12 protein-coding genes are annotated in these 12,390 nt (G+C 39.5%); all 12 read right to left on the reverse strand.

Annotated features, from left to right (window positions below):
• Positions 1-172: 172 nt before the first annotated feature.
• The 12 genes from CLV38_RS08540 to prfA all read right to left on the reverse strand — a co-directional run bounded on the left by CLV38_RS08540 (position 173) and on the right by prfA (position 12,390).
• A complete protein-coding gene (locus tag CLV38_RS08540) occupies positions 173-2,308 on the reverse strand; it encodes an LTA synthase family protein (RefSeq protein WP_106194097.1) in 2,136 nt (711 codons plus the stop codon).
• Between the two features lie 267 nt (positions 2,309-2,575).
• On the reverse strand, positions 2,576-4,015 hold the full coding sequence (locus CLV38_RS08545) for a sensor histidine kinase (RefSeq protein ID WP_245920573.1): 1,440 nt from the start codon (positions 4,013-4,015) through the stop codon (positions 2,576-2,578).
• On the reverse strand, positions 3,993-4,700 hold the full coding sequence (locus CLV38_RS08550) for a response regulator transcription factor (protein ID WP_106194104.1): 708 nt from the start codon (positions 4,698-4,700) through the stop codon (positions 3,993-3,995). Before CLV38_RS08550 ends, CLV38_RS08545 begins: the two co-directional genes overlap by 23 nt.
• A 195-nt stretch (positions 4,701-4,895) precedes the next feature.
• Entirely contained in the window at positions 4,896-5,246 is a 351-nt protein-coding gene (locus CLV38_RS08555) for a single-stranded DNA-binding protein (RefSeq protein WP_106194107.1), read from the reverse strand.
• 124 nt (positions 5,247-5,370) lie between these two features.
• Positions 5,371-5,559 (reverse strand): DNA-directed RNA polymerase subunit beta, encoded by a 189-nt coding sequence (locus CLV38_RS08560; RefSeq protein WP_106194111.1) that lies wholly within the window; start codon positions 5,557-5,559, stop codon positions 5,371-5,373.
• Positions 5,560-5,609: 50 nt separating this feature from the next.
• Positions 5,610-6,605 (reverse strand): rod shape-determining protein MreB, encoded by a 996-nt coding sequence (mreB, locus tag CLV38_RS08565; RefSeq protein WP_106194115.1) that lies wholly within the window; start codon positions 6,603-6,605, stop codon positions 5,610-5,612.
• A 187-nt stretch (positions 6,606-6,792) separates the two neighbouring features.
• On the reverse strand, positions 6,793-8,097 hold the full coding sequence (murA, locus tag CLV38_RS08570; RefSeq protein WP_106194119.1) for a UDP-N-acetylglucosamine 1-carboxyvinyltransferase: 1,305 nt from the start codon (positions 8,095-8,097) through the stop codon (positions 6,793-6,795).
• 218 nt (positions 8,098-8,315) lie between these two features.
• Positions 8,316-8,546, reverse strand: a complete 231-nt coding sequence (locus tag CLV38_RS08575; protein WP_106194122.1) for a DUF1146 family protein — start codon at positions 8,544-8,546, stop codon at positions 8,316-8,318.
• Positions 8,547-8,712: 166 nt separating this feature from the next.
• Positions 8,713-9,342 carry a uracil phosphoribosyltransferase gene (gene upp / locus CLV38_RS08580; protein ID WP_106194125.1) on the reverse strand — a complete coding sequence of 210 codons (630 nt, stop codon included), beginning with the start codon at positions 9,340-9,342 and terminating at the stop codon, positions 8,713-8,715.
• Positions 9,343-9,427: 85 nt separating this feature from the next.
• On the reverse strand, positions 9,428-10,447 hold the full coding sequence (locus CLV38_RS08585) for an L-threonylcarbamoyladenylate synthase (protein ID WP_106194129.1): 1,020 nt from the start codon (positions 10,445-10,447) through the stop codon (positions 9,428-9,430).
• A 1-nt stretch (position 10,448) separates the two neighbouring features.
• Positions 10,449-11,324 carry a peptide chain release factor N(5)-glutamine methyltransferase gene (gene prmC / locus CLV38_RS08590; protein ID WP_106194133.1) on the reverse strand — a complete coding sequence of 292 codons (876 nt, stop codon included), beginning with the start codon at positions 11,322-11,324 and terminating at the stop codon, positions 10,449-10,451.
• Positions 11,314-12,390, reverse strand: a complete 1,077-nt coding sequence (prfA, locus tag CLV38_RS08595; protein ID WP_106194268.1) for a peptide chain release factor 1 — start codon at positions 12,388-12,390, stop codon at positions 11,314-11,316. The genes prmC and prfA overlap by 11 nt, the downstream gene beginning before the upstream one ends.

A 12,390-nucleotide genomic window follows, 5' to 3' on the forward strand; every position in this document is an offset into this window, starting at 1 on the left:
TCTTCACCCAACGGGTGAAGAAGGAATAGAGTGATAAACCTTATCAAAGCGGGATAAATGCCTGTTCTGACAAGGTACTATGAATTATTCAAGTTCACAGTTTTTTTTACATGACCGTAAAAAAGAAGAATGGGTGACTTAATCACCTCATTCTTCTCATTGTGTAAAACTGTCAGTCAGATAGTTGAGTAGGCTGACTAGTTGAATTGTACAGCGCATTTGGTGCACCCTTCAATTCAGGTGCATCTGTTTCGTAGAGATACAGTGTTGAGACGCCATCATTCTTCTGAAGTAGGCTTGAGTCTTTTGACGGACTGTTTTCAAGAACATCAAGTTGATTAGTGTACAAGTAGTCGTTTTTTTGTATATTTCTAAACGGTTCAGGCGTATAGAAACGGAGAAGGTCCATGGATAGTAAATTATCTGAATGTGTCAGTTCTTCTCTGGCCCTGTTACGAATCTCATACAGTTTACTGCTTTCTTCTTCACTCATGGTTTCAGAAATCAGTTCTCCCGTATCGGTGTCATAAATAGAATCACTGATAAAGGTATAGTCCGGTGTAATCACTCGACCGTTTCTGAGTGGCACTTCATTATTGTGTTCGTTAGATAAAACATCCTGCCCCATAAACAGATAGTCATCTGTTTCCAACCCCAGCAGGTGCATCAAGCTTGGCAGAATATCGACTTGTCCACTATAGGTATCAAAGACTTGACCATTATCGACACCCGGAACATGCATGATTAGAGGAACTCTCTGTATCTGCGCATTTTGGAATTCTCCCCATTCTTCGGCATCCTCCCCTACAAGTGGAGCCAAATGAGGGTTTCTCATATTAGACACGCCGTAATGATCTCCATATAACATGATAATAGAGTTGTCATACAGGCCTGAGTCTTTCAAATAATTGAAAAATTCTTCGATGGCCTGATCGGCATAATTCGCAGTCGCAAAGAAATTGTTGACTGTATTATCATCAGTCTGAGCTAACGGAAATCCGGAATTTTGCTCATCAAGCGGGAACGGAAAGTGATGAGTGACTGTCACAAATTTCGTATAAAACGGTTGCGGCAGCTGTTCTAAATACTCAACTGAATCGTGGAAAAACAATTTATCCTTAAGTCCATATTCAAGGGCACGGTCTTCTGAAAGATCGTAGAATTCAGAATCAAAAAAGTAATCATACCCGAAGGCATTATACGTATCTGTTCTATTCCAGAACGATCCCACATTCCCATGAAACGCAGCAGTTGTATAGCCAGCTGTTTCTTTAAGAATATTAGGTGCGGCGTGGAATGTATTCGTCGATCCAAGAGACTGAAATGCGCTTCCTTGCGGCAATCCATATAATGATGTTTCTCCAAGCACTTCTGCATCAGAAGATTTACCTTGACTGGTCTGATGGAAAAAGTTTTCAAAACTATAGGAAGATTCATTGTTGAAGAGACTATTAACGAATGGCATGACTTCATGCATCTCCCCATTTTCATCTTCCAGTTCGAAATCGATCAGAAACTGCTGAACACTTTCCAGTGAAATGACTATAACGTTTCGATCCTCTGCTACACCAAAATAGTTGGGATTAGGTTCAGCATGATTTTCTCGAGTAAACCTGATCACTTCATTAATATCAGATTCGTCTGCCAGTGCCCTGATTTGTGTGTTTTTCAAAGTCTGTACTACATCATATCCTGTGAAAAAATTGATTCCCAGATATTTGACAATGTAATTACGGTCAAATGTTCTGGTGAGCAACTGCGGACGACTGATTTCTGCCAAAAATAAATTCCCCAGCAGAAAAGCCCCCCCCACTATCAGGACCGGTTTGACACTCCGGATGCTTGTCGAACGCTTGTCAAGTGCATGGGACTCGCTGCTCTTAAACAGAAGATAGGCAAGAACTCCTACGTCCAGCCAGTAAATCACATCCCACGGTCGCATCATGGCTATAGTGGAAGCAATCAGTCCGCCAGACAGATTGTTTGACCCGACTAAAATAGTCGTGGTGAGGAAATCAGAAAACTCTCTGTAATAGAGAATATTAGAATAGAGTAAAAACGTTGCTGTGAGTGACAGTCCAAATAAAATCTTCTGAGATCTTTTGCTGTTTTTACTGAATAAAGAAAGTGAAAAGAGTAAAACTGTCAGTCCAATAGGATTAATAAGCAGTATGAATTGCTGCAGAGCGCCTGTGACTCCCAAATTGAATTCTACCTGATATGAAATGTATGTTTTCAGCCAGAACAGCAGGACGAATACAGTAAAATAATCAGATTGGCGTTTAATCAGTTCTTTTATTTTTAGCATTTTAAAACCTTCTTTTTTAATATTTGAGAAATTGTGTATGTAAAAGTTATAACTTTTCCCCCGATTTTCATCTCTATTCAATCTTATACTATAGCCTTAATCGGAAAGGATGTAAAGGATTAATCCTCAAACAATTTTTCCGCCTGGAAAAAACTAAAAACCTGTAATGACGAACCCGGCGTGTCGACCTCCCAAATTAGAGTAATGAGTTACACTAATGGGGGCGAGACCGGATCACATCGTCAGTACAGATTTTGTCTGGGTAAATCACATCAAATCAGTGTCAGGAAATTCGATAGTAAATGTTGTCCCTTTATCCACTTCACTTTCAACTTCGATGGTTGCTTTATGGAGTTCAACTAACTGCTGAACAATTGCCAGTCCCAATCCAGATTCTCCATATTTCGTATTAACTCTCGAGCTGTCCGCTTTGAAGTAACGTTCCCATATAAATCTAATTTCCTCTTCACTCATGCCGATGCCCGTATCCTTAATACTAATTCGGATTCCATCTGCCGTTTTATTTCCTTTTACGATTATGGTCCCGTGGTGTGTAAACTGCATAGCATTTTTTATTAGATTTACAAGAATTTGCTTAAGCCGATCATAATCTGCATAAATGATCAATTCTTCAAAATCCTGAATAATCAGCTTATTAGTGGAATCTCTCACCATATCTCTCATTTGTTCTTTAATTTCTTCCATCAGCTCTTCAAGTGGAATCGACTGTTTGTTCAACACAATTCGATTTGAGCGAATATTTTCGTAATCCATGTTCTCGTTAACTAAACGAATAAGACGCCTCGTCTCTTTTCGCATCAGATGAATACTTCGCAATTTCTGTTTTTCAGGAATCACATCGTATTCAAGTCCCTCCAGTAATCCATTGATTGTGGTAAGTGGTGTCCTCATTTCATGAGCTGCATCCTGCATAAAGGTCTTTCGTCGCTCTTCCTGACGATTAACCTCTTCCTGAGACTGCTTGAGTGCACTTACCATTCTGTTAAAGTCTCTGGATAGATAATCGATTTCATCTCGTTCTTTATGATCAAGCCTAATACTGTATTCACCTTCAGCTACTTGATGAGCTGCTTTACGTAAGCGGTTGACTCTATTGACTTGATAACGGGCAAAAATAGCACTCATTATTATAGCCAGTATCGCAGACAGTAAAAAGGCATTAAATAAATTTTCTTTCAAATCATCCATCTGGGCATCAATGTGACTGACTGGCGAACTGACTGTAATAAAACCGGCATACTCCCCACTCTGTTCATCAAAATAGGGAGAATAAATCAGAGAGGTTTCTCTGGGGTTGCCAAGCATGTCTTCCTGACTGGTGATCAGTGACAAATTTTCTCCTGTCTGAAGCCTGTCGACATATTCCGGTGCTACTCTTGCTTCAAATTCTGATGAGAGAAAGGGGTAGATCAAAGCACCTTGCTCATCAAAAACAAAAAACGAAACGCCCTGATCATTCAGCAGCTGCTGAATGGTCAGTAAGTCATCATACTTTATATTTTCATCTGTGACTGACTCTGCATATTGAAACAACCGATTTTCAACACTTCTAAGAGCTGATTCTCTTCCAAAGTGGACAAGCGAAATGATTGTTACGGTCATCAGCAGGACAATAACAGCCAGAAAGCCAAGAAACTGCTGATAAAAATAGGGGAGTTTCATCTTAATCGATTGATCCCGTGTCATCAAATTTATACCCAACACCCCAAACTGTTTGAATCACTTGTGGTCCATTTTCAAATAACTTTTGTCTGAGTTTTTTTATGTGTGCATCAACTGTCCGTTCGTCACCAAAATACTCATAATCCCAAACCAGCTGAAGCAGTTGTTCTCTGGAAAACACGCGTCTTGGACTATTAGCTAGTGTATAGAGCAAATCAAATTCCTTTGGTGTTAAATTATCTAATGATTTGTTATATAAAATGACTTCCCTTGTTGTCCTGTCCATTTTCAAATGCTGAGTTTCTATTTCGTATATGATTTCGGATGAATCAGCTTCATTATTTTTTACCCGTCTAAGCAGCGATTTAATTCTGGCCATTAATGTTAGTGGGCTGAATGGTTTAGTCACGTAATCATCTGCTCCAACTTCAAGACCGATCACTTCATCACTCTCTGAATCTTTTGCTGTGAGCATGATGATGGGAGTCGTTGTTGAGCGTTTTCTGATTTCTTTACAGATTGTAATCCCATCCATCTCAGGCAGCATGATATCCAGGACGACTAAATCAAATTTACTTTCATTTTTCTGATAGAGTTCCAATCCTTCTTTTCCATTATGAGCAAATGTTGCTTCCCATTCTTCTTTTAAAAAAAACATTTCAATCATTTCACATACCGATTCATTGTCTTCAATCATTAATATATGCATAGTTACCCTTCTTTCTATAATCCGTGCTGATTTCATTATACATAAGATAGTTGAATTTTTTATGTAAATCAATGCATTTAATAAAGAATTTAAATATGTTTAGCATGCCTTTTCTTTCATTCATAGAATATAATTCCAGATTTACGTCAGTATAACAAAACCGGCAAACCCGATTTATCAGGCTTGCCGGTTTTGTTATACTGTTGTGACTTCCTGGGCAGGTTTGTCTGCAGCTTTTTTTTGAATAAATTCGATATCTTCTACAACCATTTCTACAACATATTTCGTTTCATCAGATTCCGTTTTATAGGATCTTGACTGCATTTTACCGGTCAATGCAATCAGATCTCCCTTGGAACAATACTCTTCAAGTAATTCAGCACGCTTACCCCATGCTACAAAGGGAATAAAATCGGCCTCAGGTACCCCCTCTTTTTTAAATGTTTTCCTGACTGCAAGCGTGTTGTTCGTCACGAAACGGCCTTCACCAACATCTCTTAACTCGATTTCCTTAGTTAATCTTCCTACAAGTGCAATAGTGTTCATCTTAATCCTCTTTTCAAAATATAGTAGAAAGAGACATTCTTTCTCTACTATTATGTATTGATCAAAGAATCAGAAACTCACGAAAAAAAGACGCTCATCCGAAGATAAACGCCCTAAATTGATATTAAAATATAAAATCTAATACATGTTGCCAAAGTTCAGGATTAAAAACGTCCATTGGATCTCCTGCTCCACCAATAACGCTATATCCTAACATTGCTCCTTCAATAAACGCCGCAGCGATTAACAGTAAAACAACTAGAATTTTTAGTATATAAAAAAATACATCTTTTAAAATAACTTTCCACGTCATTAATGAACACCCCAATTATAACATTAAAACCCGATTAATTGACACTATGCTTATGAATAATAGTTCGTTCTTTTCTTTAAGTTTTCCAGCAAAATTCCCGTTCCTAAAGCTACTGAATCAAGAGGATTCTCTGCTTTAAAGACAGGCACTTTTAACTCTTCTGCAAACAGCAGCTCGATACCGTCAAGCATTGCCCCTCCGCCTGTCAAAATAATGCCTCTATCTATGATATCTGCTGATAATTCAGGTGGTGTTTGTTCAAGAACAGCTTTTGCCTGTTCCACAACAACAACCATCGATTCTTTAGTTGCTTCCATAACTTCAAGTGATGTGATGGATACTGTTCTTGGTAAACCCGTTACCATATCACGTCCTCGAACATCCATCTCATCATTTCGACCATGATCAAAAATCACACCGACTTCTTTTTTAACTGTTTCTGCTGTTCGTTCACCGATCAGTAGATTATGCTTCTTCTTAATATATTGAGTTATATCATTATCTAGAGTGTCTCCAGCTATTTTAACTGAACGGCTTGTTACAATACCACCCATTGACAAAACAGCAATGTCACTTGTTCCGCCACCGATATCAATGACCATATTCCCGCTCGGCTGAAAAATATCCATCCCTGCGCCAATTGCCGCCACTTTTGGTTCTTCTTCCAGATAAACGTTCTTTCCGCCGCTCTTTTCAGCAACTTCAATAATAGCTTTCTGTTCAATTGCTGTAATATTTGTCGGACAGCAAATCAGAATATTGGGTTTCGATAAAAAACCTTTAACATTTAATTTGTTTATAAAATAGGTCAGCATTGCTTCAGTAATATCAAAGTCAGCAATAACCCCACCTTGTAATGGTCGAATCGCTTTGATATTTCCAGGTGTCCGTCCCACCATCATATAAGCGTCTTCTCCAACCGCTAGAACTTCATTTGTTTTCGTGTCCAAAGCAACTACAGACGGTTCATTTAATACAATCCCTTTACCTTTAACATGAACAAGTACATTAGCTGTTCCTAAGTCGATGCCGATATCTCTAGCCATCGTTTGTCTCCTCTCAACATTCTGTTGCAATAGTTATAAATACGAGATTCATTTTTCAAAAATTGTTTTCACTCTATCTATGATACTTAAGATATAAAAAAAGAGCAACCATTAATTTAAAATATAGCAGCTTACACACAAAAAGCGAGAGCAGATTTCGGCTCTCGCTTTCTTATCTATACGTCTATTATCTTACAGTCGTTTTTGACGGGTTTTTTACAGTTACTTCATCACTAGAAATTCTTTCCACATCTGCTCCAAGCTTCTGGAGTTTCAAGTGGAAGTTAGAGTATCCCCTGTCCAAGTGACTCAAGTTAGTTACGTATGTGTGTCCCTCTGCTATCAGCCCAGCCAAAACTAATGCTGCTGATGCACGCAAGTCGCTTGATGCTACTTCCGCTCCCTGCAGTTTAGTTCCACCATGAACGATGATGCTCTGGCTGTCTATTTTGAAAGAAGCATTCATTCTTCTCAATTCTTCCATATGCATGTATCTGTTCTCAAATACAGTTTCTCTCATGATACTGGTGCCTTCTGCTGCCAACTGGGCAATCGTCATAGGTGCCTGCAAATCAGTAGGGAATCCTGGGTGAGGCATAGTTTTGACATCGGTTGATTTTAACTTGTCAGGACCAATGACTCTTAAACCTTCAGATGAGTCAATGAAGGTTACCCCCATTTCAGTCAATTTTGAAATCAAAGGTTTGTTGTGCTCTGCAACACATTCTTTAATCAATATATCACCCTGAGTAATAGCAGCAGCCACCATGAATGTGCCACTTTCAATACGATCAGGGAGAACCGAATGTTCGATACCTTTCAAAGCGTCGACGCCTTCGATCCTTAGTGTCTCAGTGCCAGCTCCAACAACTTTAGCACCCATCTTATTAAGGAAGTTGGCCAAGTCAACTATCTCAGGTTCTCTTGCAACGTTTTCGATAGTTGTTGTTCCTTCAGCTAAAGTAGCTGCCATCATAATATTTTGAGTTGCACCCACACTTGGGAAATCCAGATAAATGTGTGCTGCTTTCAGTTTATCTACAGAGGCTTCTATGTGGCCATTGCCAATATGTATCTTGACACCCATGGCTTCGAATCCTTTTAAATGTAAATCAATTGGGCGAGATCCAATGGCGCATCCACCAGGAAGAGCAACTTTAGCGTAACCTGTACGCGCTAATAACGGTCCCATAACTACTATTGATGCACGCATCTTACTCATAAAATCAAAAGGTGTCTCGCTATTCAACTCATCTGTTGCATCTGTTCGGATTTCTTTATTTTTTTCATCAAATTCAACTGTAATATTTAAGTGAGTCAATACTTCTTTCATTGTGTAAATATCTGATAACAACGGAATGTTATTGATTACGTTATTGCCTTCACTAGCAAGGATTGTTGCAGCCAATATAGGTAAAGCAGCATTCTTAGCTCCATCTATATCAACAGACCCTGTCAGTCTTTGGCCTCCGTTTACTAAAATCTTGTCCATTCTATGCCCTCCATTATTCATAACAAGCTTATTTCAAACTTACCAACTGTCTATTCTGAGTGTCAATTAACATTAGATTATCTCGATTATGCATTCAATTGATGAATGACTGATATAGTATAACAGATAAGATTATAAAGAGATACTAATTGAAATCCCTTTATTCATGACATATTTGTGACAATTCTCCCCAATGTGTCTAACTCGTGACTTTTCTTCTATAAAAAGAAAAATAAGTTCTGGATTGATTGAATAAAATCAATAAAAAAATTACTGGCACTGTATCCTAAGGCAATTGCGGTAATTATATATAATGTGCGTGCCTGCGGGATATGGTACTTCTTTATCAATGCATCGGTACGTAAGGCTTGCAAAGACCAGAACGCCACCAGAATAAAAAAGATGTGAGAAATCAAGTTCACAATTGATTGTAAAGCCACTAATGTCATACCCTTCATCCTTTCGAAACTATAATAGCACACCTGTTACTATATTTCATTTATTATGCTTATAACACAATTGTTACAAGACTGACATTTTGTCATAGAAAAAGCTTTGAAGGAGTAGTCCATCCTTCAAAGCTCATTATTGATTATTCAACTATTATACGTTTTTTTATAGTGTGCCGAACAAGCGGTCTCCAGCATCCCCTAATCCAGGTAATATATAGCCTTTTTCGTTTAGTTTTTCATCTAAAGAGGCAGTATAAATATCCACATCGGGATGGGCTTCCTGTAAAACTTTAACGCCTTCTGGTGCTGCAACCAGACAGACAAATTTAATATTTGTTGCTCCACGTTTTTTTAGTGCATCAATAGCCGCAACTGCCGATCCACCTGTCGCAAGCATCGGATCCACAACCAGTAATTCTCTTTCTGGTAAATCTGAAGGCATTTTAATAAAGTACTCAACAGGCTCCATAGTTTCATGGTCACGGTACATGCCCACATGCCCAACTTTTGCTGCTGGGATTAAATCAAGTATGCCGTCAACCATTCCTAATCCGGCTCGTAATATAGGGACGATTACTACTTTTTTGCCGGCTAATCGTTTTTGTGTCGACTTCACTAGAGGTGTTTCAATTTCAACATCTTCCAATGCCATTTCTCTTGACACCTCATAAGCCAGTAAACGGGCTATTTCGTTTACTACTTCTCTAAAGTACTTCGTACCTGTATTCTTATCTCTGATGATAGTCAGTTTATGCTGAATAAGTGGATGATCGATTACTTGAATATTTCCCATGGTTTATCTCCTTTATTCTTTACTTTTTAAATTCTTCTTCTATTGTACAGAAAGCACTGTTGAGATTCCAGACAAATCGGAACTTTTATAAAGACTGCCCCAGCCATTCAGCTGCTTTTTCAAGCCTATTCATATACGCTCTTCCTATACCTGAAGAGTCATAAGGCTCAGCAAGTATGACCGTAACCTCTGATTGATCAAGAACTCTCAACCCATCATACAGCCTGCTGGCAGCTTCGCTCGGTTTGCTCTTATCTCCTAGGGAGAAAACAACTGTATCCTTTGAGCGTAAAAATTTCAGAGACTGATCACTTACTAAGAGCCCAATCTGATGCCCTTCATTTTTCAGGCCCTCTATAATAGCTGCGGCCTGCTCACCGTTTACCGGTAAGATGTATACTGGTTTATCAGGAGAGTAGTGTCGGTATTTCATGCCAGGGGATTTCGGTGCCTGAGTCGCATCTTCTAAATGCCCATCGATATAAACTCTTCCTAATACTTCTGTCAACTCTTCGTAAGACACACCGCCAGGTCTAAGGATAGTTGGTCTTTTAGGATCAGTCAGATCTAGGACTGTTGATTCCAGACCGACTCCAGTTGGACCACCATCGATAACCCCGCTGATTTTTCCGTTAAGATCATTGATGACGTGCTGGGCAGTTGTCGGACTGGGCTTTCCAGATGAATTAGCGCTTGGAGCAGCTAAAGGGACACCGGCTTTTTCAATCAGTGACAGCGCAACGGGGTGGTCGGGCATTCGGATCCCTACTGTATCCAGCCCATTAGTCACTGATTGAGCTAAAGGTCCTTTCTTCTTCAACACGATTGTGCATGGCCCTGGCCAGAAGTGTGACATAACAAGTTCTGCTTTTTCTGGAATCTCAGTGACAAACTCTTTCATTTGCGAAAGACTGGATATATGAATGATCAGAGGATTGTCTCTTGGTCTTCCTTTTGCTGCATATATTTTCTGAACGGCAGACTCGTTTGTCGCATCAGCACCTAAACCATACACTGTTTCTGTTGGAAAAGCGACGACTTCCCCTTTTTTCAGCCAATCTGCTGCTTCATCTATCTCACTGGGCTGCCACTTAATAGTTCTCATCTCATCTACCGCCTTTACTTGAGTGTAGTTGGACGACTATTGCCCGGTTGTTTCCGGACATATCTTTCCAGATCGTCACGTCAGCCTCAGGAAAAGCCGACTGAAATAATGCTCTTACTTGTTGACCTTGTCTGTAACCATATTCCATCACAATGACCCCTTCAGGACTAATGATTCCAGGTAACTGTTCTGCGAGCTTTTTGTAAAAGTACAGTCCGTCATCTTCTGCAAAAAGAGCTAGGTGCGGTTCATGAAGAATAACAGAATCATCCATTACATTTTTTTCCTGTTTACTAATATAAGGAGGATTTGAAATAATCAGGTCCATTCTCTGATTAATTTCCTGAGTCAGATCACTGACTAGAAAAGTAACGTCGGCATTGTGTCTTTTTGCATTTTCCTCAGCAACTGTTATAGCTTCCGGGCTGATATCAACTGCTGTTACACGATCTTGTGGCCTCTCCAGTTTATGACTGATTGCTAATACACCAGTTCCGGTTCCAATGTCCAGCACACTGAGCGGATGTTCTGGAAGCGTTCTTATATACCGGTCAAACCATTCTTCTGTTTCAGGTCTTGGGATAAGGGTATCTGAGGTGACTTTAAATTTTCGGTCATAGAACCATTCATGACCCACAACATGCTGAGGAGGAATACCAGTAGCGCACTTATTAACGGCCGAAAGATAGTTGATTTTTTGGCTATCTGATATAGGTTGAAACCTCTTTGTGATGAGTTGTGTCGTATTCCAATTGAACAACTCTTTCATCAGCCATTCAGCTATATGAGTATCCTTATCTCTTTGTTTTAAAAAAGAAGAAGCCCGATTGAGGACTTCTCCATATGTTTTGTCTTGATCACTGTGGTTAATACTCATTTTTAAGCTGCTCCATTTTCTGAGACTGCTCCCACATTAACAAAGCATCAATGATTTCGCCTAACTTTCCTGACAAAATCTGATCCAGTTTTTGAATAGTCAGATTTATACGGTGATCAGTCACTCTGCTTTGAGGGTAGTTGTACGTACGGATTCGTTCAGAACGGTCACCCGTACCGATGGCAGACTTTCTTTCTGCATCTACTTCAGCCTGAGCCTCAGTGGTTATTTTGTCATAAATACGAGAACGCAAAACTTTCATGGCTTTTTCCCTATTTTTGAGTTGTGACCGTTCATCCTGCATTGCTACAACGATACCAGTCGGCTCGTGCGTCAAACGGACAGCAGAAGCAGTTTTATTGACATGTTGTCCACCTGCTCCACTTGCCAGATAAATATCGACACGAATATCATTTTCGTCAATATCCACTTCTACTTCTTCTGCTTCCGGCATGACCACTACGGTAGCTGTAGATGTGTGTATCCGTCCCTGAGATTCTGTTTGTGGAACACGTTGAACACGGTGTGCCCCATTCTCATACTTCAGTTTAGAGTAAACGTTGTTCCCAGTTATCATTAACGTTATCTCTTTATAGCCACCGATTCCGTTGGAAGTTGCATCCAAAATTTCTGTTTTCCATCCTTCATTAACAGCATATTTCTGATACATTTCCAGCAGATCACTTGCGAAAAGCTGAGCTTCGTCTCCCCCAGCTGCTCCTCGGATCTCCATAATGACATTTCGTGAATCATTCTCATCTTTAGGAAGGAGCATCACTTTCAATTCGTCTTCCAGCTTTTCTTTTTCTTCAATCAGAGACTTGCGTTCCTCTTTAGCCATCTCTTCCATATCTTTATCCAAAGATTCTTTAAGCATTTCTTCTGTATCTTCAAGCTCTGACAAAATAGCCTGGTATTTCCTGAATGAAGAGACCGTTTCTCTCAGATTCGATTCTTCTTTACTCAATTTCATCAACCGATCCGTATCCTTAATAACCTCCGGATCACTTAATAATTCATTTAATTCATCGTAGCGTATAGCTACTTCATGTAAGCGGTCAAACAT

It is taken from the genome of Alkalibacterium olivapovliticus, assembly GCF_003003275.1.
GTDB lineage: Bacteria > Bacillota > Bacilli > Lactobacillales > Carnobacteriaceae_A > Alkalibacterium > Alkalibacterium olivapovliticum.